Source organism: Larkinella knui, assembly GCF_003858645.1.
In the GTDB taxonomy this organism is placed as follows: domain Bacteria; phylum Bacteroidota; class Bacteroidia; order Cytophagales; family Spirosomataceae; genus Larkinella; species Larkinella knui.
Map to the genome: position 1 here is coordinate 313,391 of NZ_RQJP01000005.1, position 26,065 is coordinate 339,455.

At 50.3% G+C, this 26,065-nt stretch carries 23 protein-coding genes; 10 read left to right on the forward strand and 13 right to left on the reverse strand.

Translation table 11 applies throughout. The annotated features are described in order from the left end of the window. Positions 1–12: 12 nt before the first annotated feature. A complete protein-coding gene (locus EHT87_RS23590; RefSeq protein ID WP_124909134.1) occupies positions 13–834 on the reverse strand; it encodes an aminotransferase class IV in 822 nt (273 codons plus the stop codon). A gap of 67 nt (positions 835–901) precedes the next feature. On the opposite strand from EHT87_RS23590, the gene EHT87_RS23595 reads away from it, so the two are divergent. The 3 genes from EHT87_RS23595 (at position 902) to EHT87_RS23605 (ending at position 5,125) form a co-directional block, all read left to right on the forward strand. Further along, entirely contained in the window at positions 902–2,416 is a 1,515-nt protein-coding gene (locus EHT87_RS23595) for a TolC family protein (protein ID WP_124909135.1), read from the forward strand. 102 nt (positions 2,417–2,518) lie between these two features. Continuing rightward, positions 2,519–3,934: an efflux RND transporter periplasmic adaptor subunit gene (locus tag EHT87_RS23600; protein WP_124909136.1), complete on the forward strand. Its 1,416-nt coding sequence runs from the start codon at positions 2,519–2,521 to the stop codon at positions 3,932–3,934. A 192-nt stretch (positions 3,935–4,126) separates the two neighbouring features. Then, complete coding sequence (locus EHT87_RS23605; protein WP_124909137.1) at positions 4,127–5,125, forward strand: NAD(P)H-dependent glycerol-3-phosphate dehydrogenase; 999 nt, start codon at positions 4,127–4,129, stop codon at positions 5,123–5,125. A gap of 14 nt (positions 5,126–5,139) precedes the next feature. Here EHT87_RS23605 and EHT87_RS23610 read toward each other — a convergent pair whose 3' ends face one another. After that, on the reverse strand, positions 5,140–5,529 hold the full coding sequence (locus EHT87_RS23610; RefSeq protein WP_124909138.1) for an HIT family protein: 390 nt from the start codon (positions 5,527–5,529) through the stop codon (positions 5,140–5,142). 105 nt (positions 5,530–5,634) lie between these two features. Then, the gene (greA, locus tag EHT87_RS23615; protein ID WP_124909139.1) at positions 5,635–6,108 is read right to left on the reverse strand and encodes a transcription elongation factor GreA; all 474 of its coding nucleotides are present in this window, start codon (positions 6,106–6,108) and stop codon (positions 5,635–5,637) included. Between the two features lie 299 nt (positions 6,109–6,407). Between greA and fmt the strand changes: the two genes are divergently transcribed. Together fmt and EHT87_RS23625 are read left to right on the forward strand one after the other, a co-directional pair. Further along, entirely contained in the window at positions 6,408–7,331 is a 924-nt protein-coding gene (gene fmt / locus EHT87_RS23620; protein WP_262707761.1) for a methionyl-tRNA formyltransferase, read from the forward strand. A 3-nt stretch (positions 7,332–7,334) separates the two neighbouring features. After that, positions 7,335–7,829: a dihydrofolate reductase gene (locus EHT87_RS23625; RefSeq protein ID WP_124909140.1), complete on the forward strand. Its 495-nt coding sequence runs from the start codon at positions 7,335–7,337 to the stop codon at positions 7,827–7,829. 36 nt (positions 7,830–7,865) lie between these two features. Here the strand turns inward: EHT87_RS23625 and EHT87_RS23630 are convergent, their stop codons facing one another. The 5 genes from EHT87_RS23630 to rimP form a co-directional block, all read right to left on the reverse strand. After that, on the reverse strand, positions 7,866–9,941 hold the full coding sequence (locus EHT87_RS23630) for a BatA domain-containing protein (protein WP_124909141.1): 2,076 nt from the start codon (positions 9,939–9,941) through the stop codon (positions 7,866–7,868). Between the two features lie 141 nt (positions 9,942–10,082). Further along, the gene (locus tag EHT87_RS23635) at positions 10,083–10,793 is read right to left on the reverse strand and encodes a metallophosphoesterase (protein ID WP_124909142.1); all 711 of its coding nucleotides are present in this window, start codon (positions 10,791–10,793) and stop codon (positions 10,083–10,085) included. A 73-nt stretch (positions 10,794–10,866) separates the two neighbouring features. Then, the gene (gene infB / locus EHT87_RS23640; RefSeq protein ID WP_445477678.1) at positions 10,867–14,058 is read right to left on the reverse strand and encodes a translation initiation factor IF-2; all 3,192 of its coding nucleotides are present in this window, start codon (positions 14,056–14,058) and stop codon (positions 10,867–10,869) included. 322 nt (positions 14,059–14,380) lie between these two features. Then, the gene (gene nusA / locus EHT87_RS23645) at positions 14,381–15,625 is read right to left on the reverse strand and encodes a transcription termination factor NusA (RefSeq protein ID WP_114409919.1); all 1,245 of its coding nucleotides are present in this window, start codon (positions 15,623–15,625) and stop codon (positions 14,381–14,383) included. Between the two features lie 105 nt (positions 15,626–15,730). Beyond that, positions 15,731–16,210, reverse strand: coding sequence for a ribosome maturation factor RimP (rimP, locus tag EHT87_RS23650; protein WP_124909144.1), 480 nt, complete (start codon positions 16,208–16,210; stop codon positions 15,731–15,733). A 243-nt stretch (positions 16,211–16,453) separates the two neighbouring features. On the opposite strand from rimP, the gene EHT87_RS23655 reads away from it, so the two are divergent. Then, positions 16,454–17,623, forward strand: a complete 1,170-nt coding sequence (locus EHT87_RS23655; protein WP_124909145.1) for an endonuclease/exonuclease/phosphatase family protein — start codon at positions 16,454–16,456, stop codon at positions 17,621–17,623. A 5-nt stretch (positions 17,624–17,628) separates the two neighbouring features. Here EHT87_RS23655 and EHT87_RS23660 read toward each other — a convergent pair whose 3' ends face one another. Together EHT87_RS23660 and EHT87_RS23665 are read right to left on the reverse strand one after the other, a co-directional pair. Beyond that, entirely contained in the window at positions 17,629–18,039 is a 411-nt protein-coding gene (locus tag EHT87_RS23660) for a molybdenum cofactor biosynthesis protein MoaE (RefSeq protein WP_124909146.1), read from the reverse strand. A 79-nt stretch (positions 18,040–18,118) separates the two neighbouring features. Beyond that, positions 18,119–18,367 (reverse strand): MoaD/ThiS family protein, encoded by a 249-nt coding sequence (locus EHT87_RS23665; protein ID WP_124909147.1) that lies wholly within the window; start codon positions 18,365–18,367, stop codon positions 18,119–18,121. 68 nt (positions 18,368–18,435) lie between these two features. Here EHT87_RS23665 and EHT87_RS23670 point away from each other — a divergent pair, with 68 nt between their 5' ends. From EHT87_RS23670 to EHT87_RS23680, 3 genes are all read left to right on the forward strand, one after another. Then, positions 18,436–18,645 carry a hypothetical protein gene (locus tag EHT87_RS23670; RefSeq protein WP_124909148.1) on the forward strand — a complete coding sequence of 70 codons (210 nt, stop codon included), beginning with the start codon at positions 18,436–18,438 and terminating at the stop codon, positions 18,643–18,645. Positions 18,646–18,746: 101 nt separating this feature from the next. After that, positions 18,747–19,925: an aldose epimerase family protein gene (locus EHT87_RS23675; RefSeq protein WP_221622070.1), complete on the forward strand. Its 1,179-nt coding sequence runs from the start codon at positions 18,747–18,749 to the stop codon at positions 19,923–19,925. Positions 19,926–20,075: 150 nt separating this feature from the next. Further along, entirely contained in the window at positions 20,076–21,209 is a 1,134-nt protein-coding gene (locus EHT87_RS23680) for an endo-1,4-beta-xylanase (RefSeq protein WP_124909149.1), read from the forward strand. A 105-nt stretch (positions 21,210–21,314) separates the two neighbouring features. On the opposite strand, the gene EHT87_RS23685 is transcribed toward EHT87_RS23680, so the two are convergent. From EHT87_RS23685 to EHT87_RS23695, 3 genes are all read right to left on the reverse strand, one after another. Continuing rightward, on the reverse strand, positions 21,315–21,647 hold the full coding sequence (locus EHT87_RS23685; RefSeq protein WP_124909150.1) for a hypothetical protein: 333 nt from the start codon (positions 21,645–21,647) through the stop codon (positions 21,315–21,317). A 126-nt stretch (positions 21,648–21,773) separates the two neighbouring features. Next, the gene (locus EHT87_RS23690; RefSeq protein ID WP_124909151.1) at positions 21,774–22,997 is read right to left on the reverse strand and encodes an alpha/beta hydrolase family protein; all 1,224 of its coding nucleotides are present in this window, start codon (positions 22,995–22,997) and stop codon (positions 21,774–21,776) included. Positions 22,998–23,095: 98 nt separating this feature from the next. Then, entirely contained in the window at positions 23,096–25,582 is a 2,487-nt protein-coding gene (locus EHT87_RS23695) for a S9 family peptidase (protein ID WP_124909152.1), read from the reverse strand. Positions 25,583–25,711: 129 nt separating this feature from the next. Between EHT87_RS23695 and EHT87_RS23700 the strand changes: the two genes are divergently transcribed. Beyond that, positions 25,712–25,999 (forward strand): YciI family protein, encoded by a 288-nt coding sequence (locus tag EHT87_RS23700; RefSeq protein WP_124909153.1) that lies wholly within the window; start codon positions 25,712–25,714, stop codon positions 25,997–25,999. Positions 26,000–26,065: the final 66 nt, after the last annotated feature.

The following is a 26,065-nucleotide window of genomic DNA, read 5'->3' on the forward strand; positions in this document are numbered from 1 at the left end:
AACACCGGGTGATTATAAATCCGCAAACACCGCATTCATGCGCTGGTGCTGTGTCGGCTTGACCAGCGCGTTGCCGAGTTGCCGAATCCACTGAATACCGGTGACGTTGGTACAGAATACCGCATCGGCGCTGGCCAAAACGGCTGGCAGGAAAAGGCCCTCGTGAACCGTCAGGCCGTGGTGCGGAGCCAGACGAAGAAGTTGTCGACGCAGAATGCCTTCAATGCAGCCGCTGTCGGGCGAGGGCGTAAAGAGCTGGTCGTTCCGCAGCCAGAAGAGGTTGGACGCAATGCACTCGGACATATGCCCGTGGGCATCCAGCAGAATCATATCGTCGGCATTCTGCTCCCGTTTGGCAATGCCCGCCAGCACGTAGGGCAGGGCATTGAGCGTTTTGTAGGCAGAAACCGGCGAAGGTGATAACCGGATGGCGTCGAAAAAACCAACTCTGGCTTTTTCCGTGATGGCAAAAGCCGGACCCGATCGGGCGGTTATCAGGTAGAAAGTTTGAAAATTGGTTGGCGTGTATAGGCCTCCGGGTTGTCGCCAGACCTGGAGTTTAATTCGTGACGGCTGGTCGATCAGGTTGTTGGTCCGGAGGAGTTCGATAATCTGAGCCTGGAGTACAGTAAGGTCAAATTGGGGAGGAGCCTGGAGTGAAAGCGCCGTCATGCCGCGGATAAGCCGATCATAATGATGCGGCCAGAATTGGATTTCCTGTTTTTCGTAACGGATGGTTTCAAAAAGTCCGTCACCGTATTGAAAGGCCCGGTCGTTTGGCGAAAGCAAAACAGAGGCTTCCGGCAGTACATCCCCGTTTAAAACCACGTTCATTTGCATTTTCACCGTTTATCTAAAATAGTTAATGAGTACGCAAGATACTTTGTAACATTGAACAACCATGAAGCGATTTACTACTTACAACAGTCGGGCGATCCGGTTTAGAATTACGATCCTGGCATCGCTACTGGGGCTTATCGTAAACGCAACGAATGCCCAGACAACGGTTCAGAGCAATCAGACGGTTCCGGCGTCCCAGCGGTATTCGCTGCGGCAGTGTATCGACATAGCGTTGCAGAATAACCTGCAGATCAAGCAGGGGCAATTGAATGTGCAGGGCAGTGAGTTGCAGCTTCGGCAATCGAGAATGAACCTTTTCCCGACCGTGAACGGCTTCGCAAGTCAGTCATTCAGCTCTGGTCGGAATATTAACCCGGCAACCAACGAATTTGTGGAATCGTCGGTTTCCTCCAATAACTACCAGGTTTCGGGCCAGTTAACCGTATTCAATGGGTTTGCCGTGCAAAGGGCGATTAAGCAAAACGATTTGTTTCTGCAATCGACCCAGATGAATCTAAAAGCCATTCAGAATAACGTTTCGATTCTGGTTGTGCAAAACTATCTGAACGTTCTGACGTATCAGGAACAACTCGACATTGCCCGCCGTCAGGTCGAAACAAGCCGTGGGCAATTGGATCGCACCACAAAATTAGTGAATGCCGGTACGTTGGCCGAAGCTCAATTATACGATCTTCGGGCTCAAGTTGCCAACGATGAACTGGCGATTGTTAATGCACAGAATAACCTGGATCTAGCCAAATTGGCCTTATTACAGGCCATGAATTTGCCTGCCGGAAATAGCGGTGCGCCGACACCCGGTACGCTGGAAGTCGAAAAATACCAGTTTGACGATCCTACTTTGGAGCCGTATTCGGCTACTGCCCAGGCAGTTTATGAAACGGCTCTCCAGTTTATGCCGGACGTGAAAGCCGCCGAATTGCGGGTACGGAGTGATGTGGAGGGTGTAAAAGTGGCGAAGGCCCAACTATTACCGACATTGACATTGAACGGAAGCCTTAGCACCTTATATTCAAGTGTGGGCAGACAGAAACAGTTTGAGAACGGAACAAGGCTAGATCCGCTCAACGTTATTGTGAATGGTGTTCAAAGTACGATTTTGGTCGTCAATACGGCTTATCGAAATGAGAATTTCACGTATGGTGAACAATTGAATAATAACCTGAACCGTGGTGCTTCGCTGAACCTGAACATCCCGATTTTTGGTCGGTTTGTAACTCGTAACCGGATTACCAACGCAATAATTACTCAGAAAACATCGGAGCTTACGGTTGATAATACCAAATTAACTCTCCGTCAGAATATTGAAACCGCCTATACCAATATGCTGGCAGGAGCTAACCGCTACCGGGCCACCCAGATTCAGGTCGAATCCTTGGAAAAAGCGTTCCAGGCTGCCGAAAGCCGATTCAATGCCGGGGCGCTGAACTCGGTGGATTACAACATTGCTAAAAATAACCTGGATAAAGCCCGTGCCAATCTGGTTCAGGCCAAGTTTGACTACGTATTCCGGACCAAGATTCTTGACTTTTACCAAAACAAACCTTTGTCTTTTTAACGGATAATGAACGATGAATCATGAATATTGAATAATTTGCAAGCGCTGTTAGTTTTGCGTATTCGGTATCCTATTCATTCTCATTATTCATCGTTCATCTCTATGAAACGCAAATCGAACCGCATCTGGTGGATACTGGGTGGTATTGTTATTCTGTTGGTGGGTGGCCTCGTAGCCGCCAAGCAAACCGGCCTGATCGGTAAAGCCAAACCGACCGAAGTTGATTTTACGGCTGTCAAAAAAGTAGATATCATTGAACGGGTGAGCGCTTCGGGGCGAGTGCAGCCTGAAGTAGAGGTGAAAATCAGCCCGGATGTGTCGGGTGAAATTATCGCCTTGTATGTCGCGGAAGGCGACTCCATCAAGCAAGGGCAATTGTTACTTAAGATTCGCCCCGACAACTACGAGTCGTTGCTGGCCCGCGCCCGTGCTACGGTCAACTCCAGCCGCGCCCAGTATTTGCAGACCAAAGCGTTGGCGGCTCAGTCCGAAGCCCGGCTGATTCGGGCGAAAGCCAATTACGACCGGAATAAGAAATTGCTGGCCGACAAGGTTATATCGGCCTCTGATTTTGAGCAGATTGAAGCCGATTACAACGTAGCCAGACAGGACATCGAGTCGGTTCAGGCCAATATAAAAGCGGCCGAATTTAACGTCGCCGGTGCCGAAGCCGGCTTGCGCGACGCCACGGAAAACCTTCGCAAAACAACAATTTATGCGCCGGTAAATGGTACGGTTTCCAAACTCAATGTCGAACTGGGCGAACGCGTCGTTGGAACGTCGCAGATGGCGGGTACTGAAATGCTCCGGATTGCCAACCTGAATAACATGGAAGTGCGGGTAAACGTCAATGAAAATGACATTGTGCGCGTTAGCCTGGGCGATACGGCGGATATCGACGTCGATGCCTACTCCACCACGGGGCGCAAGTTCAGAGGGATCGTTACCGAAATTGCCAATACCGCCAACGGATTGACCGGTACCGGAACATCAGCTTCGTCGAGTATGTCGACGGATGCCGTAACCGAATTTGAAGTACGGATCAAGGTACTGAACAGCTCGTATAAGGATTTAATGGCGCAGCGGGCGAAACGCACCTATCCCCTTAAACCGGGAATGACCGCTTCCGTAGAAGTCATCACGGATCGTCGTCCGGGGGTGCTGGCCGTTCCAATCGCGGCTGTTACGACGCGGGGAGCCGCTCAGGAAGCGATGAACCAGAAGCCGGGTGATAACGACAACAACAATAACGCTGAGAAACCGGCGGCTCAGACTCCGGCCAAAAAGGAAGAAGTCAAAGAGATTGTGTTTGTTCACCAGAATGGCAAAGTCGTTCAACGTGATGTAAAAACCGGCATTAGTGACTTTGAAAATATCGAAGTCAAATCGGGTTTGAAAGCGGGTGATGAAGTCGTATCCGGACCCTTTATTGCGGTCTCGAAGCGCCTGAAAGATGGCGATCCGGTTATAAAACGCGACCCAGGCAAAGAGAAAAAACCGGAGAAGCCGGAAGAATAGATTTGATTTAGCAATAAGGTTGAGAAAGCGAAAACGCCTGCCCTGTTAGAGGTGCGGGCGTTTTTTGTATTTTCGATACTTAATTGAGAGGCCAAAGAAAAGAGAAGGATGATCGATAAGCTCTAATCGGCTGGCTGTCAGCGATCTCTGTTCTCAATTTTTTGTCTTTCGTCTTTAATGAATACGGTCATTATGAATCAACCCGCTCGGATTACCGTCGTGGGCGGTGGCAGTTGGGCCACTGCGATTATTAAAATTCTGTCGGAAGGAAATAATCACATTCGCTGGTGGCTGCGTAGTCAGCGCGACGCCACCCACATCAAAAAATTTCATCATAATCCCAGTTACCTCAGCGACGTTCAGATCAGTCCGCGCAAAGTACGGGTTTGTACAAAAATCAAAGATGCGCTCACGGCCAGTGAGTTCATCATTCTGGCGGTTCCGGCGGCTTTTGTCAGCGATGCCCTGCAGGGCGTGAAACCGGAGCAACTGGCCGGGAAGAGTATCATTTCGGCCATCAAGGGGATGATTCCTGAGAAAAATCAGCTGATTACCGATTGGGCGGAGCAGGCATTTGACGTTCCGTCGGGTCGGATTGGCGTGATTGCCGGACCGTGCCACGCCGAAGAAGTCGCGCTCGAAAAACAATCCTATCTGACGATTGCCTCACAGAACCTGGAATTTGCGTCAGAAGTCGCTCAATTCCTTAACGGACGTTTCGTCCAGACTTCTCCGCTCGACGACATTTATGGGGTGGAGTATTGCGCTGTGATGAAAAACATCATTGCACTGGCCTGTGGAATTACGCACGGGTTGGGCTACGGGGATAATTTTCAGGCGGTATTGGTGTCCAATGCCATGCAGGAAATCCGGCGGTTTGTCGACAAGGTTTATCCCATGCAACGCGATTTGAGTGCGTCGGCATATTTAGGCGATTTGCTGGTAACGGCTTACTCGCCCTTTAGCCGCAACCGCACGTTCGGGCATCTGATTGGCCGGGGTTACAGCGTGCAGTCGGCGCAAATGGAGATGAATATGATTGCGGAGGGCTATTACGCCGTGAAAAGCATTCACGAAATCAACCGGCACCACGGCGTTCTAATGCCGATTATGGAGATGGTATACACGGTTTTGTACGAGAAAACGTCACCGGTAGTGGCGACGAATGCGTTGAAAGCCGTGCTGAAATAAGTACCAGGGTTCCGTTAGAGGAAGCTCCGAATCTGAGCGGCCACGTCCGCCAGCTCTTCAGGGGTTGTTTTCAGCTTATGGTTGAAATTCATGTCCGCCATGCTGTTCATCGGAATCAGGTGAATGTGGGCATGGGGAACTTCCAGACCAATAACGCTTACGCCAATCCGCTTGCAGGGAACGGCTTTTTCGATGGCCGGTGCAATCTGCCGGGCAAATCTCATCAGGCCAACGTACAACTCGTCATCCAGATCGAACAGATAATCAATTTCTTTTTTGGGAATAACCAGCGTATGACCTCTAACAATCGGGAACACATCCAGAAAGGCCAGGTAATCGTCGGTTTCGGCTATTTTATGAGCCGGTATTTCACCAGTAACGATTCGGGAAAAGATAGAAGCCATGCGAATAAATGAATAATGAACCGCGTGGGCGGCCCCGAAAAATCAAAAGCTCCTGGGAACTTTCATGGTTCGGGGCTGCCCACGCGGTTCTTTTTACTTTAAGTTCTATCTGCCAATTTCGAGTACTTCAAATTCCAGGGTTCCGGCGGGTACTTTAATTTCGGTGGTGTCGCCTACTTTTTTGCCGAGCAATCCTTTCCCAATGGGCGAACCGACGGAGATTTTACCTAATTTCAAATCCGCTTCCTCTTCCGAAACCAGGGTGTAGGTCATCGTAGCCCCGTTTTTGCGATTTTTTATTTTAACAGTCGATAAAACCGACACCAGCGACGCATCGATCGACGATTCATCCAGAAGCCGGGCGTTGGAAACAATTTCCTCCATTTTCGAAATCTTCATCTCCAGCAATCCCTGCGCATCTTTAGCGGCATCATACTCAGCATTTTCGCTAAGGTCACCTTTATCGCGCGCTTCGGCAATCTGGCGTGACATATCGCTCCGCCCCTTGGTCTTCAGGTCGTTCAATTCAGCTTTCAGCCGGTTCAGACCTTCTTCAGTGTAATACGAAATCTTACCCATGTTACATCTACTCTATAAATTTCTTTGCCTTTGGTTTCGTCGTTCCTGAGGCCCTACAGACCCACTGTAGCCCGTTATCAGGTGATAAATGGCTACAAAAAAGAAAAGAACGGTTCGCTGACCGTTCTCCATACAAAATCTTGTTTCTTTGTAGGAAGCGTCAGGAGCCTTTCTGCGGAATTGTATGTATAGCTGTTCGACTACTCATAGTGGAACTCAGGAAGACAAAAATAACAATTCCATAGCATTCTCCCAATGTCCTAATCAGCAATTCGATCAAATAACTATTTACTGTTTTGATACGTGATTCTTTTCGCATCGTATTTATGGGCACGCCCGAATTTGCGGTGGCCAGCCTGAACAAACTGCTCGACGACGGCTGCCAAGTCGTGGCCGTTGTGACGGCTCCGGACCGGCCTTCGGGGCGGGGGCAACAACTGACGGAATCGCCGGTAAAACGCGCAGCCGTTGCCGCCGGTATTCCGGTTTTGCAACCCGAAAAATTGCGAGATCCGGTATTTTTAGAAAAATTACAAAGTTATCAAGCTGATTTACAGGTAGTCGTAGCATTTCGTATGTTGCCGGAAGTGGTTTGGGCCATGCCCCGGGTTGGTACATTCAACCTTCATGCCTCGTTGCTGCCGCAGTATCGGGGCGCTGCTCCCATCAACTGGGCGGTTATCAACGGAGAAAGAGAAACCGGTGTTACCACGTTTTTTATCGAGAAAGAAATTGATACCGGGCAGATGATTTTTCAGGAAACCGAATCGATTCACCCGGACGATTCGGCCGGAACCCTTCACGACCGGTTAATGGAAAAAGGGGCCGCGTTAGTGCTGAAAACCGTCCGGGCCATTGAAGAGGGGACGTACCCCCGCAAACCGCAGCCGCAGACCGGCGAACTGAAATTAGCACCCAAAATCCACCGCGAAACCTGTGAGATCAACTGGTTTCAACCGGCCGAAGCCGTGCGTAATTTTGTCCGGGGTATGTCGCCGTATCCGACGGCCTGGACCAGGATCAATGGGAAGATTTATAAAATCTATGCGGTTTCGTTGGCCGGCCAGTCGCCCTTCCCTGCCGAACCGGGTGAGGCTTATTCCGATGGCAAAAAAATACTGCTCATTAAAGCTGACGACGGCTGGCTGTCGGTGGATGAACTACAGGCCGAAGGCAAGCGAAAAATGATGGTAGAAGACTATTTTCGGGGGAATAAAATTTGAACCATGGTAATCAGTTTAATTGCAGCCGTGGCTGAAAACGGCGTTATTGGTCAGGATAATGAGTTGGTTTGGCGTTTGCCCGACGATTTCAAGTACTTTAAACAAACGACATCTCATCACCCGGTTTTGATGGGCCGCAAGACGTTCGAGTCATTGGGAAAACCGCTGTTGAACCGGCTTAATGTCGTCATTACCCGCAACCCTGACTACCGTCCTGAAGGGGTTGTTATGGTCGATTCGCTGGAAAAAGCACTTGAAGAGGCCCGAAAAACCGGTATTGATGAAGCTTTTGTAATTGGTGGGGCCGAAATTTATTGGCAGGCGATTGCTACTGCTGACCGGCTGTACCTGACGGAAGTAAAAGCTTCCTTTGAAGGCGATGCCCGGTTTCCGGATTTTGATAAATCGGAATGGCAGGAAATCAGCCGGCGTCATCATCCAGCCGATGAGCGGCACGCCGTCGCGTTTGACTTTGTGGTTTGGGAACGGAAAGTGTGATGCTTAGCGCAATAAACAGGGGTTAAACATAAAACCTTATCCCTTCATAAACCGGATCACCGCTACTTCGGCCAGCAGAAACACCAGGGCGGCAATGACAAAATACTTCCAGAGGTTTGTGCCCAGGTTTTGTTGCCTCAGTTCTTCCACAAAATCATCGTCCTGAATACTGTCGAAGACCTCCACATTCGGCTGGTTGGCAAAGATGCGCCGGAGCTCGTCAGGCTTGTAAAAATCCATTTGCGACTCCCGGTTTCCGTGATTAAAAGCCAGTAATTTCTCGGTCTTGCCGTTCAATTGCAACTCATAATAACCCGACGCCAGCTGCTGGCCCTCATTCAGTTGATTGCTTTTGGGGAGTTCCATCAGCAACTGCTGTCCATTGACGCGTTGTATGGGAATGATTTCCAGTTTGTCCCGCTTCAATTTGTAAACGGAATTGGGCGATGCATTGCTGACGGGTACTTCGATCGTGTTGTCATCAAATGAATACGCTGTACGCTGTGGCCTGACACTCAGTGCGGCAATTTTATACATAATGGGCACAAAAAGGGCATGTTGAGCCAGATTACCGTACTCGGTATTCAAGGGGCTGGCAAAGATGTAGACCTGTCCGCCCGTCGAACCAGCCGTTCGGGACTGCGTCAGATAAGGCGTTCCATTCCGCAACGTCAGCAACCGCTCACCCACCACCCGCCATTGCCAAACCGGAACGGCATTGGGCAGATTTTCGATGCCCTGCTGGTTGGTTTGCTCAAAAATGTCACGGAAAAATGGATTCTGGCGGTTGGGAGCCGATAGCGGTTGGGTGGGCGGAAGGGGAGGAGCCTGAGTTTGTAAACCGGCAACCCCTAAACTGGCAAGAAATGAAGACCAGGCCGTTGCATCAGGCGTAGTCGGGGGAATGATAACTAAACTCCCGCCCTGTCGCACAAACCGCTCCAGTTCGCTCCGCAGCGTACCATTCACCTGACTGACGCCTTCCAGCACCACTAAATCGGCGGTTTTCAATTGACCAACGTCCACATTCTGGGCACTGAAACTCCGGCGAACAAACAAACTGTCGTTGCCGTATACATTCTCGATATAGTTGGCTTCCGTTTTCTGGTCATACAGATGAAGGACCCGAATCGAAGGCGATGCCTGAATGACAAAATAATACTCGTTGTCGAACGTAATCGGATAGTCCTCGAACGTGATCCGCCCCCGGCGAAACCCTTTTTGGGTAACATTGAAATTAAGGGTTGCCGTGGCAGCTCCTTTGCCCGGCAGGGTGACGGAAGCCGTTGAAACCTGCGTCTGGTCGATAAAAAGCTTAACGGGCAAATTACGAACGGATTCATCGCCACTATTGCGGACGCGAACATTGAGCGTGTTATTCTGCATCTCGCGAATGAATGGGGTACTCAGCCAAACGGAGTCGACAAAAACATTCTTGGTCGGCTGGGTCTCCAGAGGGACGAGAAAAAGCCGGTTGGTCGTATCAATTTTCAGCCGGGAGAGATCGCCGGCGGTACTTTTCTGAAAGTCGGAAAACCAGAATAATTGATTGGGTCCGGTTGGGTTATGCGTAGCCAGCAGGTTGAGCTGACGCCGGTAGACGTCGGGCAAAGTGCGGGGCGTATGGGCAAATCGAACCGTCGTAACCCGGTCGCGCAGCGCTTCGGCGGTACCGACGGCCTGCTCCTGACTACTGAAATCATTGGTAATCAATTGCAGCGATGTCGCGTTACGGAACAAACCAAGCAGTTGGTCCAATTTGCTGGTGGCAATGTCCAAATACCGCTTCTGGTTTAACTCGTTCTGCATGCTGTACGAATTATCGAGATACAAGCTCGTAAGTCCGGTCCGTGACAAACCCAGTTTGCTTTTGCTGGGAATAAACGGTTGCGCGAACGCCAGCACCAGGCAGATCACAAACAACGTCCGGAACAGCAGAATCAGGTAATGCTTCAACCGCCGGAACGACTTGGTTTCGGTCTGGACGGTTTTTAGCAGGGCAACGTTGGTAAAAAATACCCGACGAGTCCGGCGAAAATTAAACAGGTGGATGGCGACGGGGACAGAGACAGCCAGCAGCCCAAACAGAAACGAAGGATATAGGAAACTCATTCAAACGGTTCGCTGTAGCGATTATTTTCTTTTATAACGGCCAAATAAAGCAATGTTGTTCTGACTCTAACGAATTTAGCAAGAATAGCATACGGATGACACGGATTGACCAATTTACATCGATAAATCGGAGAAAGCCTATTATATACTCACTATTTCAAGCGTGTAGAATGCTTCCTGCGTCTGCAAAACATCCGTATAGGTAATTGAGCCGGTTTGATCGCCAATGGTTACAAATTCGGGAACCGGCGTATGACCAACGATCTGATGCAAACCCGCGATATAATCCGTCGATGTTTCCAGTTTATCGGCCCAAACAGGCCCTCCGGCTTCTTCATAACCGCCCCGTAAGTAACTGATATCAAACAAAGATGTTCGGAGCATCCGATCTTCGTGCATTGCATTCAGCACCGTGGCCAGTTGATCCAACGTCTGCAAATTTGGTTCCAGTTTTGAGCTTAGATCGCCTTTAGGCAAGTGGGCCAGCCATCGATTAGACACCCCTGCATGGGTAAATACGTACGAATTTTGCTGGTGGGCAATCTGAAAAAGCGACTTCTGTTCCGTAAATAACGCGCTCAGAGCCGGTTGCATCGACGACCGAAAACCGGAACAGCGGTAGTGCGGAAAATGTAGGTATTGGGCGTCATGATTGCCAAGTAACAAAACCACCTTGTCGGGGTACTGCTGTTTGAGCCCGATAATTTGCTGCAGGTTTTCCAGGATAATCCGGTCACTAAGCTCGTAACTATCTGTGTAGTCGCCCAGAAAAATTACTTTATCATACTGCGTAACATCGACTTGCTGCCAGCTGTTTCGTCCGTGGAGGTCAGAGATAGTAAGGATTTTCATAAAATGCCACTATATTGAAAAAGCCTTTACTGCAGATGGCAGTAAAGGCTTTTATCGTATCGAACTTAGTGAATTATAACGTCCGCTTCACTTCTTTCAATTCGAAGCTTTCGATGGTATCACCTACCTGAATATCGTTAAAGTTTTTAATGCTAAGACCGCACTCATAACCAAAACGTACTTCACTGACATCTTCTTTGTAGCGTTTCAGGGCGCTTATTTCGCCGGTATGGACCACGATAAAGTCGCGGACAACGCGGACTTTGTTGTTTCGTCTGATGATCCCTTCCGTTACCATACAACCGGCCACGGTACCAATGCGGCTGATCTTGAACACATCGCGAACTTCGATATTGCCAACAATGACTTCTTCGGTCGTTGGGGCCAGCATGCCTTCCATGGCATCCCGGATTTCGCCAATGGCATCGTAAATGATGGAATACAAGCGAATTTCGATCTGCTCCTGTTCCGCCAGACGACGGGCGCTGACCGAAGGCCGTACCTGGAAGCCGACAATGATCGCATCCGACGCCGACGCCAGCAGAATATCCGATTCGGAAATCTGACCCACGGCTTTGTGGATGATGTTGACCTGTACTTCTTCCGTCGAAAGTTGCAGCAGCGAATCCGAAAGGGCTTCCACCGAACCGTCCACGTCACCTTTCACAATCACGTTCAGCTCTTTGAAGTTACCGATGGCTTTCCGGCGACCGATTTCTTCCAGTGTAATGTGTTTGCGGGTCCGCAGGTTTTGCTCGCGCAATAACTGTTCGCGTTTATTGGCAATTTCGCGGGCTTCACGCTCTGTTTCCATTACGTTGAACTTATCCCCCGACTGCGGAGCACCGGGAAGACCCAGGATTTGCACGGGTGTCGATGGTCCGGCTTCTTTCAGGCGTTGGCCGATGTCGTCAGTCATGGCACGGATGCGGCCAAAGTGAGCCCCAACCAGCACGATATCCCCCTGTCTGAGCGTACCGGACTGAACAAGCATGGTCGTCACATAACCCCGACCTTTGTCAAGTTCGGCTTCAATGACGGTACCTGTTGCCTTTTTATTCGGATTGGCTTTCAGGTCGAGCAGTTCCGCTTCGAGCAAGACTTTCTCCAGTAATTCCGAAATACCCAAACCGGATTTTGACGAGATTTCCTGTGTCTGGTATTTACCACCCCATTCTTCAACGAGCATGTTCATCTGCGACAGTTCTTCCCGTACTCGTTCCGTATTGGCACCCGGTTTATCGACCTTGCTGAAGGCAAAAACAATGGGCACACCGGCCACCTGCGCGTGGTTAATTGCCTCGCGGGTTTGTGGCATGACGCTGTCGTCCGCAGCAATAACAATAATAACAATGTCGGTTACCTGCGCTCCCCGTGCCCGCATGGCCGTAAAGGCTTCGTGACCCGGCGTATCAAGGAACGTAATCATGCGGTCGTCCGTGGTTTTTACGCTATAGGCACCAATGTGCTGCGTAATTCCCCCGGCTTCGCCAGCCGCAACGCGTGTCCGGCGGATGTAATCGAGCAAGGAAGTTTTCCCGTGATCGACGTGACCCATGATGGTTACAATCGGTGCGCGGTGAACCAGATCTTCTTCGTTGTCCGGTTCATCGACCAGGCCCGATTCAATTTCTTCTTCGGCGGAGACAAACTGCACTTCGTAATCGAATTCATCGGCAATAACCGTAATCGCTTCTGCATCAAGGCGCTGGTTGATGGATACAAACATCCCCAGGCTCATACAGGTGGCAATAACTTCGTTGACCGATACATCCATCAGCGACGCAAGGTCGTTGGCCGATACGAATTCGGTTACTTTCAGGATTTTTGCTTCTTCGTTCTCCTGGTCGATCCGTTCGCGTTCGCGTTCAGCACGTTCCTGGCGACGATCCCGACGACGGTCGGCACCCCGGTTCGGTTTGTTACCGGTCATCCGGGCCTGCGTTGCCTTGATCGAATCTTTTACTTCGCGCTGGGTTGGTTCTTCCCGGCGGTCACGGGTGCCTCCCCGGGCTCCTGCTTTCCCTTTATTAGCGGTTCCTGCGCCCGTTCCCGTGGCTGGCTTGTTGGCCTGACCTGGTTGCTGCGTACGGTTGGCCGGTGCATTCGCATCACGGGTGCGGGGTGCACCTCCCGGGCCTTGCGGCTGAGGAGCTCCTCCGGCGGCCGGTGCGCCACTGACCGGGTCACGACGCAGGCGTTTGCGTTTGCGTTTCTTATCGCGTTCGTCGGTTGAAGCGACGGGTCCGTTCTGTTTCTTGGAGCGTTCGGAAGGCAGTTCGATGGTACCTAAAACCGTCAGACCACGTAGCTGCTCGCCACGGGCGCGGATGGTTTCGATGGGCTCATCGATGGGCAGATCAACAACGGGTTCAGGCCGAACGGGTGCTTCTTCCATCCGGGGCGTAACGGGCCGTGGCTCAACGGGACGCGGAGGTTGTTGGCCCCGGTTGTCCTGTGGCCGGTTCCGGTCGCGATCGGGGCGGTTGCCGCCCTGACCCTGCCCTTGAACACCGGGACGGTTTTGCTCGCCGGGGCGATCGGGCCGCCGGTCCCGCGATCCATCATTCCGATTCGGTTGCTGGCCGGGCCGGTTATCGGGTCGCGAACTGTCTGGTCGCGAACCATCCGGTCGGGGACCATTAGTGCGTTGACCGTCGTTGCGGTTCGGTTGTTGCTGCCGTGCATTCGGGTCGTTCGACCGTTGCGGAGAGGGCTTTCTCTCTAAATCGATTTTACCCAAAACCGTCAATCCCGGCAATCGGGGATTGGAAATTTCCGGCTGGGCGGGTTCCTTAATTTCCGGTGATGTCACTTGCGGACGTGTTTCAACCTGAGGTGATTCGATTGGGCGTGGGGGCTCAACCGGTGTTGTTGTCACAGGCTGAATGGGTTCCGGTTTATTCTCTATAACGGGTACAGGAGCCACTGCTTCCGGCTTGGGAGCAGGTGCGGGCACGGGAATTTCCCGGGGTTCCACCGGCGTCGGCTGCTGACGGGCTTCGATTGGGGCGGGCTGAGCTACCGGGGCCGGTTGCGGTTTGGGCTGGCTCGGCTCTGGAGTCGTAATCTTTTCGGCTACAACGGGTTCAGGTTGAGTAACCGGTTGCGGTTGGGGTGTTACCGGCGTTTCTTGAACAGAAACGGGCTTGGGAACGACCGGATTGGCAACAGGCTGAGGGGGCACCGGCTGGGAGGGCCGGGCGGGTTCATTACGAAAATATTGCGGCAACTCATCATCTTCCCGGCGTTTGGGCTCGGGCACAAAAGTCTCTGAAGCTGGTTTGCGAACAGCTCCACCATTCAACAGTTCAGTATTACCGAATTCTTTCGCCAAGATTTCCACTTGATCCGTAGAAATCTTGCCGTTAGGGTTACTATCAACCTTAATCCCTTTGGCAGAAAGACGACTCACCACAGTAGACGAACCTACTCCGAGTATTTTTGCCACTTGGCTAAGGCGCATGGATTTATCTTCTGCCATACAAATGGTTTAGAATGAAAAAAGCATTTTAATGATAAACTATATATAATGAACGATGAATGGATCGACTTAATTCATCGTTCATCCCCCATAGTTCATCATTTTACTCAAATTCCTGGCGTAGAATAGCCAGAATCTCTTCAACTGTATCTTCTTCCAGATCGGTCATCCGGACGAGTTCTTCTTTCGAACGTGCTAAAACGCTCTTGGCGGTATCCAAACCTACCCGGCGTAATTCTTCGATCATCCAGTTGTCGATTTCGTCGTTGAATTCCGACAAATCAACGTCTTCATCGTCTTCCTGGCCTTCGACATCACGGAATACATCGATTTCCATACCGACTAACCGACCAGCCAGCTTGATATTCTGACCTCCTTTTCCAATGGCGAGCGAAACCTGATCGGGTTTCAGGAAAACCGATACCCGCTTGGCTTCACGATCCACTGTCATCGTACTGATCTTGGCCGGACTCAATGCCCGGCTAATCAATAACTCAAAGTTATCGGTATAGTTAATAACGTCAATGTTTTCGTTACCCAGTTCGCGAACAATACTGTGAATCCGCGATCCTTTCATTCCGACACAGGCACCGACCGGATCAATCCGGTCGTCATACGATTCGACGGCAACTTTCGCCCGCTCACCGGGTTCGCGAACGATCCGGCGAATGGAAATCAGACCGTCGTAAATCTCCGGAATTTCGTTTTCAAAAAGTCGCTCCAGAAATACCGGCGATGTCCGTGACAAAACGATCTTGGGCGTACCGTTGATCATTTCAACGCGGTGGACGACGGCTTTCGTGGTTTCTCCTTTCCGATAGCGATCTTTCGGAATCTGCTCGCTTTTGGGAAGGCTGATTTCATTGCCTTCATTGTCGAGCAAAATTACTTCATTTTTAAGCAATTGGTAAACTTCAGCGTTCAGTAAATCACCAACCTGATTTTTATATTTGTCGTAAAGGATTTCTTTTTCCAGATCCTTGATTTTCTGGATGAGCGTTTGCCGGGCGGTTTGGACAACCCGACGGCCAAAATCCTCTAATTTAACTTCTTCGGCTACTTCTTCGCCCACTTCAAAGTCGGCCTGGATTTTGCGGGCTTCTGCCAGAGGGATTTTATCATAATCCCAGATGTCTTCCGAATTGTCATCCACAATCTCGCGGGTGCGCCACATTTCGAGGTCACCACTTTCGGCGTTGATGATAACGTCAAAGTTTTCGTCAGTGCCGTATTTTTTGCGAATCATCGTCCGGAATACATCTTCCAGAATTTTGATCATGGTCGGGCGGTCGATATTTTTCGACCGTGCAAACTCTGCAAACGACTCAATGAGTACTCCGCTATCCATAATTTCAGTTTTCAGTTTTTCAGTTTACGGTTTTCAGTTGCCGGTTTCCAGTCAGAACAAACAGAAACAACTAACTGAAAACATGACTTTGAAACCGATACGCATTTATTTAAATGAAACTTGTATTGTGCTCTTCTTAATATAAGTAAACGGAATGGCCGCTGGTTCGATCGGCGGATCGTTCTTCTTCGGTTTTTTGAGCGGAGTTTCCGTAATCACAATGTGATCTTCACCGATGTGTTCCAGTTTACCGCTGCGAATCTGCCCGTCATTCAACAAGACTTGTATTTCACGACCCACGTTTTTCAGGTACTGTCGTTTCAGAACCAGGGGCTCGTCCACACCCGGCGACGAAACTTCCAATGTAAAAGACTGTCCGTCAAATACTTCCAGCTCTTCCAGTTGGTTGCCCAACTTACGGCTGATACCTGCGCACTCTTCAATAGTGATTCCGGTATCGCTATCCAGCAAGACGGTTATTTTAGCACGAGTACGGGAAGGGGATACCTGAATATCAACGACAAAATACTGATCTTCGTTCAGATACGGCTGTAACAGTTCGTTGACTTTCGCCTTTACATCCATAAATTAACAAAAAAGGGAGTCAAAAACTCCCTGCCATGCACAAATGCTGATAAGTGCTGCAAAGATAAGTATTTTATGAATTGTTTCCCAATCAATTTGCCGAACTGCCTGTAACATTTTTTACAGCTGATTAAACGGGCTATTTTCCGAACAAACGTTCGTAACTTTGTACCGCTACGCCCTATATCTGTCGTTACTGAAAAAAGTCGGTCTGCCTGATCCGCACCCATCTGATTCGTTCGTATGAAATTTTCGCTTAGGCTTGGCGTACTGGTTTCTTCGTTTTTTTCGTCGCTGCTCTGGTCGCTGAATTTGCTGCTGTTCCTGTATACACTTCTGGTTTATTACCTGCTCTATGAAGTGCCGATTGGTCACTGGACGGCCAGTATTCTGATGATTTCGCTGCCGATCGCCTGGGGATTCAACCTGCTTTTTATCGTGTTCTGGCTATTGGTACGACCCTGGCGGGCGATTTTGCCCGTGCTTACCATGTTGATCGGGGTTCCTTTCTGGCGACGCACACTGACCTACAACCGGCCGGACAGCAACAGCGGCAAACTTCCGACGCTTCAGATTATGAGCTACAATGCGATGGGTTTCAATAAGTATGATCTGGTCGATACCCAGCGCCCGGATGATGCCATTAACATGATTGAATGGGTATTGAAAGAACCTTCGGATGTAAAATGTTTTCAGGAATTTTATAATGACAATAGCTCCGTCGTATTTAAAACCATCCGGCGTTTAGAGAAAGCCGGTTATCCGTATTATGCCACCCTGCATGCCCCCGAGCGAGACGGGCCGGGGAAATTTTTCGGTGTTGCGGTTTTCTCGCGCTATCCGATTGTCAGACGTGGGGATGAAGTTTTCGATAAATTTAACGGCCTGGTTTGGGCCGATGTAAAAGTAGGCAAGGATACGGTTCGGGTGATCAGCGTACACCTGCAGTCGATGGGAATCCGGGTGGGCGGCATGCTGGATGAACGGGCCACGAATCAGGTTAAAAGCAATACGCGGACCGTCTTGCGGCAACTCCGGCAGGGCCTGACCATGCGTCGGAATCAGATTGTCAAAGTGGAGGAATATTACCGCAACAGTCCGCATCCGGTTATTATCTGTGGCGATTTCAACGATACGCCCTACAGCTATACGTACGGAAAACTGCGCCGGGTGCTCCGGAATGCCTTTGAAGACGCCGGTCGCGGCTTTGGTTTTAGCTACAACAAAGCGCCGGGTTTCCTCCGCATCGACAACCAGTTCTACAACGCCCGTTTTCTGGAACCGCTCAATTACATCACTTATCGGGATATTAAATTTTCGGATCATTACCCGATTATGGCGCAATACGCGATCAAACCGCGTGAAGTCAGCAAAAATCGTTCACCCCGAACCCACGTGGAGTTTGACTTCTAACAGCCTCAGGGATGCGCATCGACCCAGACCTGTCCATCTTCAAAAATCTCCTTTTTCCAGATCGGAACCTGTTGTTTGAGGGTGTCGATGATGTAGCGGCAGGCATCGAACGCATCGGCCCGGTGGGGCGTCGACACGGCAATCAAAACGGCAATATCGCCAATGGCCAGATTACCTTTGCGGTGAACGATCACGTATTTCCGAACATTCCAGCGCTGGCAGGCTTCGTCGGCAATTTCCTGCATTTTTGTTAACGCCATGCGGTCATACGCTTCATATTCCAGCCGCTCGACGGGCCGCTCGTTGGTGCTGTTGCGAACCGTTCCGAAGAAAAAAGTGATGGCCCCGGCCGAATCCGTCGAAACGTATTGGTAGGCCGCATTCATATCGATGGGATCTGTCGTAATCGAAACCATAGTAGAGATTGGATTATGAATGATAAACGATGAATTACTGCGTTAGCTCATCCATCGTTCATCATTCATCGTTCTATTTTTAGCCTCCGCTGACGGGCGGGATGAGGGCAATTTCGTCGTTGGGATGCAGCGGCTGGTCTGCTTCGGCGTATTCACCGTTGACGGCTACCAACAACGACCGCAAACCGTTTAGAGCGGGATATTGCTCCTTGAGGTTACTCAATAATTCGCCCACCTGACCGGGTTGGGGCAGATCGAGTGTAAGGGCCGACGAGCCGACAATCTCGCGGGTGATGCCAAAAAGTTGAACAGAAACTCGGTTGCTCATGCTCAAAGATACGAATTTAATAATTTTGATGGTTAAAATGGTTGGACGGTTAACAGTTTCATACGAAGATGACGCAACAGCAATTTATGGATTTTTTCCAGGATGTATTGATCTCAGTTTATGCAAACATCCGGGATTTACGCGAAAAACAGGGGTTTGCCGACCCGGAAGAACAGGATTACCTCCGTGGGCGATTAGTCAGTTATGAGGAGATTCTGGAGCTATTTCGCATGTCGGCCAGGGATACCGGTATTAATTCACGTGAATTGGGTTTATAGTTTTTACAAAATAAGTTTGATATTTGACAGTCGGCTTGGTCCGATCGGTGATCCGGTCTGATAATCCGGGTGTATTAACCCAGTACCTTCTAAACTCGCTCATGAAACACTACTTTCTTTCGGTCGTCCTGCTGGGAATGCTGGCCGGCTGTAATAACTCCCAAAAACAACAAGAATCTTCCACCATGTCGGATAGTACAAGCACAGCAGCCGCTGATTCAGTAAGCGGTTTGCCGGCGCGTTCGCGTTTCCAGAAAGACGTCGAGGGCAAAAAAACGGATTTATTCGTTTTGACGAACGCCAAAGGAATGAAAGTCGCCATCACGAATTACGGTGGCCGCATTGTCAGTTTACTGGTTCCCGATAAAACCGGCAAAATGCTGGATGTAACGCTGGGCCATAGCAGCATCGATGACTATCTGGCCACGGAATCGTTCTTTGGAACGCTGGTGGGCCGGTATGGCAACCGCATTGCCAAAGGTCAGTTTACGCTCGATGGCAAAACGTACAAGCTACCCGTAAATAACGGCCCTAACTCGCTGCATGGCGGCAAAAAAGGCTTTAATGCCCGGGTCTGGGATGCTACACCGGTTGGCAACAACGTCCTGAAATTGCAGTATGTTTCTCAGGATGGTGAAGAAGGGTATCCGGGTACGCTGACAGCCAACGTTACGTATACGCTGACTGATGACAACGCCATCAAAATCGATTATCAGGCGACTACCGACAAAAATACCGTTGTGAACCTGACCAACCATTCGTATTTCAACCTGAATGGCGAAGGCTCCGGCTCCGTGGCCGATCATCGGGTACAGATCAGGGCCGATCGGTACACGCCGGTCGATGCGACCTTGATTCCAACGGGCGAACTGGCTCCGGTTGATGGAACACCGTTTGATCTGCGCAAACCGGTTGCCATTGGTGAACGTCAGGATGCCGATCATATTCAGATCAAAAACGGGGGTGGCTTCGATCATAATTTCGTGCTGAACGGTGGCCAGACAACCGAACCGCGGGTCATTGCCACCGTCACTTCTCCCCAAACCGGGATTACCATGGACGTGCTGACCACCGAGCCGGGCGTGCAGTTTTATGGCGGCAATTTTCTGAATGGAAAAGTAATGGGCAAAAGCGGTAAGGCGTACGAAAAACGGTCGGCGTTCTGTCTGGAAACACAGCATTTTCCTGATTCGCCCAATCAGCCTAACTTTCCAAGTACCGTTCTCAAACCGGGTGAAACCTACAAAACCACGACGGAATACCGGTTTTCGGTTCAGTAACATCAAATTGATACCCGCTGGCCGGGTGGTCGGCAGCGTGCGAAAGAAGGACGGAACCTCGCGCGAGGTTCCGTCCTTTGCGTAAGCCATTCAAACTTGATCTTGCGGACGTGTTTCGTAGTCTGACAAAAGACAGGACTTCCTCTTTTTATGAAAAACAGAATCAACTTTAGTTTCAGAATCGCTTTTGTGGTCATTCTGGCGGCCTTATCGCCTTCGATCAGGGCCCAGCAGTGGACGGCGAAGCAGGCCAACGAGTGGTATGCTAAACAACCCTGGCTCGTCGGAAGTAATTATATGCCCAGCAATGCCATCAATCAACTGGAAATGTGGCAGGCGGAGAGTTTTGACCCTAAAACGATCGACAAGGAGTTAGGCTATGCCGAAGATTTGGGAATGAATACCATGCGGGTTTTCCTGCATGATATGGTCTGGCGACAAGACGCGGAAGGCTTTAAAAAGCGCATCGATCAATTTCTGGCGCTTTGCGCCAAACACAAGATCAGGCCCATGCTGGTGTTGTTCGACTCCTGCTGGGACCCCCTGCCGAAGCTGGGCAAGCAGCATGAGCCGGTTTTAGGACGTCATAATTCCGGCTGGGTGCAAGGCCCTGGTGCTGTCATTCTGGGCGACAAAACCAAGTGGGAGAGCCTGAGAAGTTATGTGAAAGATGTGGTGGGTTCATTCCGAACCGACGAACGAGTGCTGGCCTGGGATATTGTGAACGAGCCCGATAACGATAATGCCAACAGCTACGGCCGAAATGGCACCATTAAAACCGAATTACCTACGAAACAGCAGCTCGGTGTTGAACTGGTGAAAGCCGGTTTTGGGTGGGCACGGGAGGCAAAACCAACTCAGCCGATCACGGCCGCACCGTGGAATGGCGATTGGTCGTCGCTTGAAAAGATGAATGACATGAACCGGTTTCTGTTCCAAAATTCCGACATCATTACCTTCCACAATTATGCCCCACCCGCCGAGTTTGAAAAGCGGATCAGGGACCTCAAACAATTTGGCCGACCTCTGATCTGTACGGAATATATGGCTCGACCGGCACAAAGTACATTTGCGGGCTGCCTGCCAAGCGCCAAAACCGAGAAAGTAGGAATGATTAACTGGGGATTTGTGTCCGGGAAATCGAACACTATTTACCCGTGGGATTCGTGGCAGAAAACCTATACGGCTGAGCCGCCCGTCTGGTTCCACGATATTTTTCGAGAAAACGGCGAACCTTATCTTCCTGCCGAAACAGCCTTTATCAAGAAAATGACGGGGAAGTGATGACTATTAAATAGCAAAAATGGTTAAAGATGGCTTGAGGAGTTTGGGTTTCAACCACTCTCCATCGCAACCCTCTTTAACCATTTTTACTAAACTTGTTCAGGCTTACGAATCGCCCTGCATTTTTTTACCGGTTTTTTCCATTTTCTTACCGGCATTGTGTTTGGCTTCGCGCGCTTTTTGCTTCGTTTCTTTTGCTGTTTCCCGAACCTCATCGCCCGCGTCATCAGCTGCCTTGTTTATTTTCTTACCGGCTTTCCGGGACTTGTCTTTTACATCCTGCTTCGTTTCACGCGCTTCATCGCCTACTTTATCAGCCGCCTTATCGATGGTTTGACCAGCCTGATTCGCAGTTTCCTTGGCTTCCTGTTTCACCGTTTGCGCGTTTGCTGTAAAGCCGAATACGGCCAGCAAAGCAACTATCCACAATTTTTTCATGACTTTGGTTGGAATTATTTTGTGTCTTTCATGCTATAAACTGACAGACGTAACCATTTGTTGGGAAAAAATAAAAAATCCTCCCTGGTGAGGAGGATTTTTACAGATTCCCTGGCTGGCCGTTGGTCACTGAAAGCTGGTAAAATACATATAAGTGCCTAACAGATAATCGGTAACCGCCGTGGCGTGGTCTTTGTCTTTAATCGGCATTATTTCTACTTTGGTGGCGCCCCGCTTTTTCATGGCGTCATAAGCGTCCTGCGTATTAAAATAAAACACCAGTTTATCGGCGGTGCCGTGATACAGATACGTCGGCGTTTTAGGCTTCCAGTCATACACATCGTTGTCTTTCACTGCATTTAAAAAACCGGTTTCGGTGCCGTCATTCACGGCTTTTTTAAAGCTGTCGGTAAAGATGTTGCTGATGGTGCCATTGATCGTGATGTTCTTACCATTCTGAGTGGCCTGCGTAGCATAGGGTTCTTTCAGGTAATAACTCATCGGTTTATTCAATTTATAAAGATCGTTGTAGGTCAGCAGCGTCCACAAATACAACCGGTTATAACTGGAAATTCCGATGGTTTCTTCGTTGATAATATACTTCATGAAGGCCGTCTTGTGATAAGCGCCCGCACCGATACTGGAAGCTGTCAGCGGGAATTCGGCCGGAAATTCTTCTTCAATTTTTTTCTGCAACGACATCGTGGCATAACCGCCTTCCGAGTAGCCGGTGAGAAAAAGCCGGTTATCCCATTTGATCGATTTTTGCTTCACAAATTCTTTCGCAGCCCGAATCATATCCAGCGAAGCCGTTGCCAGCCCTTCGCGGTGTTCGTAGGTGTGCGGAAAAGCCTTCGATTCGCCGTAGCCGATGTAATCCGGGCAAACCATAATGAAACCGATTGACGCAAACAGCGTTCCACCAAAAGCCGCATCACTGTTCGGGCCGAAGTTCGATGGCGCATCGATATCGCTCAGAATCGTGCCGTGCTGCTGGCTGATCATGGGCACGGGTGCCAGGGGCTTCGTGGTCGACGTCGGAATGAGCACGGCCCCCGACGCTTTGGTGGCTGTTCCGTCGGGCAACTTCGTATTATACACCAGTTTGTAAACCTTGACGTCGTTAACCAGAAAGGCGGAAAGAAGCGCCTGATACTGAGCCGGAAACTGCTGACTGACCTGGCTCGCCAACTGGGTTCGGGTCAACGAAGCAATTTCGGCACTACTGACTAAATAGGTATCGGGTTCCGGGGTCGGGTCGGTGCCATTTTTCGTGCTGGTGCAACCGGACAAAAAGACCGTAGTTGACAGGAGGAGTGACGTCAGAAACTCCTTGCGAGTAATCATCATGCGACTATGCTGAGTAAAAATAGAGTAGGAAAATGGCGTTCCCGGTCAGAAAACGCCCGTTTAGGTAACAACGCTCTAAAGCGCTTAGTTCGTGTCGGTTAAAGCCGTTCTTCAAATAATTTTAATATTCGTTTGTACTCATCCATCCAACTCGTTGGTTCAACAAAGCCGTGATCTTCAACCGGATACGATGCTACTTCCCAGTTTTCTTTTTTCAGTTCGATCAGCCGCTGGGTCAGTCGTACCACATCCTGATAATGCACGTTCACATCGACCATGCCGTGGCAAATGAGCAGGTGACCTTTCAGGCCATTTGCAAAGTAAATGGGTGAGCTTCGCCGGTAAGCCAGCGTGTCGGTAAACGGTTCGTTCAGAATGTTGGCGGTATAGCCGTGGTTATACGAGGCCCAATCCGTAACCGGGCGCAATGCCGCACCGGCCGCAAATACGTCGGGCGTCGTAAACATGGCCATGAGCGTGATGAAACCGCCGTATGAACCGCCATACAAACCAATTCGTTTGGCATCCACGCCCTGCGTTTTGACGAGCCACTGAGCCGCATCGATGTTGTCGGTTAAATCCTTGCCACCCATATGCCGGTAAATTCCCGTCCGCCAGTCCCGACCGTAGCCCGCACTGGCGCGGTAATCAATGTCTAACACCGTATAGCCCTTGTCGGTCAGCAAGTTATGGAACAAGTATTCGCGAAAATACTGACTCCACCATTTGTGGGCATTTTGCAAATACCCCGCGCCGTGCACAAACAGAACCGCCTTGCCACTCGGTTTGGCGGGTTTGAAAAGCCGCCCGTAAATGGTCTGGCCGTCGCGGGCCGGAATGGTTACAATGGCCGGGTCGCGCCAGGGATACGCCTGAAATTCGGGCGTTAAGGAGTGGGTCAGCTGAACCGGAGCCGACGGCTGAGCCGGTTTTTGCCGCCCTTTGTTCTGCAGGGATGGTTCATTCGGGGCCGCCCGGCGGTTCATCAAAAACAACTCCCACGGTTTATTGCTGTACGAATACCGAATCGCCAGTTTCGTTTCGTCGGGCGAGAGGGTTACGTCATTGGCCCCCGTCATGGTGGTAAGTTTGACGCGCTCTCCGCCATCGACAGCCATCCGGTAAAAATGCTGCTCGCCGGGGTGAACTTCGTTGGTGGTCAGGTAGAAGTGTTTTTTGTCGTTCGACAATTGAATCTGCTGCACTTCAAACTTGCCCTTTGTCAACTGTTTCTTTTCACCCGTTGCTACATTAACCGTATAAAGATGGGCATATCCGTCCGCTTCAGATGGGAAATAGAAGGTCTGGTTATCGGCTAGAAAACCGGTCATTCCCGTCAAGGGGCCGAAACCACTTACCCAGGCTTCATCCCGCTGACGATCAAGGAGTTTTAATTGCCGCGTAGCGGGGTCGAGCCGCATAATCCAGCGGTCTTTGTTGTCGAAAGCGCGAACGATGACAACGGCGTATTTGCCGTCTTCCGACCAGATTGGCCCGCTGATGGTGACGGTACGCTCTGCCGGTTTTTTGGTCTTCCTGGCGGTATCTCCCGTAGATTCGCCGGCCGATGGTCCGCGTCGGTTGCTGTCGGGAACGGATGCCGGTGAAGGGCCGGTTTTGGCATAATCCGGTGCATCGGTGATGCCCGGAATCGTTTTTGTCGAAACCGCCTGAATTGTATCCCGCTCAATATCATAGACGTAGAATTCGGAGCTGCCAAATGGCGCGCCAACTTTGGTCCGGGCGGTGAGATCTTCCGTAAAACCGGATTCCGTCACGTAACTCGGCACCAGGGCGGTTTTTGCTCCCTGCGCCGACTTCAGCAGCGAAAAGGTAACAAACCGGCCGTCGGGGCTGAGTTGCGGATTCTGCACGGTCCGGCCTTCTGTATAGAACTGCTTGGGGCGCCTGGGCTGGCCGGCTTTGGTAATTTTTTCGCCCTCGTCTTTTTTCGCTTTGCGCTCTTTCAATACATCAAAGAGTGCCAGCTGATCACGTTTGAGCCAGGTTTCCTGCTCGTTGCTTTTGGGGTCCGCTTTTTTAGAACCCGGATCAAGATTGGTAATCTGGGTGAGTTCGCCCGTTGCCAGCGCCAGCGTGAATAAATTATTCGATCGGGCAAAAACCACTTTTTGCTCATCACCCGAAAAAACCGGGTTGCTTTCCCGCTCAACGGTATTGGTCAGTTGCCGAAATGGATTTTCGCTATTTTTTTCCGGTTTGCAGTCGAGCAGAAATAAATCACCGTCTTTTTCGTAGAGTTTCAGCCTACGGGCGCGGTTGTAAATTCCGCCCGTCACCGGCGGCAAAATTCGCCGTTCGGCAGGGGCCACTTTTACGGGTTTGCGATCTCCGCCCAGCGTTATTTTATAAAGCGAATCGCCTTTCGCCTGCGCAGGATTCCAGTTGAAATAGATCGTTTTGGAATCTTCCGCCCAGAAAATTCCCGAGGGCGATGTCCCGATCCAGACTTTGGGGTCCTGCATTATTTTTTCAACGGTGAGTTGGGAGGAAAGGGGAGCCGGAGGTTGGGCCGTTGCCCTGACAATCAGCAGGCAACCCAATCCGATGAAGAGTTGTTTCATTGATGAATAAAAGGCTAGTACGCTTTTAAGCTATGAAATTAGCTAGAAAATAGGAAAAGGATTAGATTTGGACAAAAACAAGCACTATTCGACTCAACTTCGGTGTTATTTTGTCGTATATTGAAAATTATGCGCTACGTTCTACACGCTTACGATTATACCGACGAACAGGCCCTCGACCGGCGTCTGGCGGTTCGCCCGAACCATTTCGACGGTGCACGGCAACTAAAAGCAGCTGGCCATTTTATCCTCGGTGGCGCTTTGCTCGACCCCGACGGGAAGATGATCGGCTCGATGATGCTGCTGGATTTTGATTCGGAAGAGCAACTGAACAACTGGTTGCAGACAGAGGTTTATGTTACCGGCAAGGTGTGGGAACGTGTTGATATTAAGCCGTTTAAACAAGCGGATATTTAAAGAGAGTTGACGGTTTTCGGTTTACAGTGCAGTTCCCCGCGCGAACGGACGCCTTCATGTTGCGCG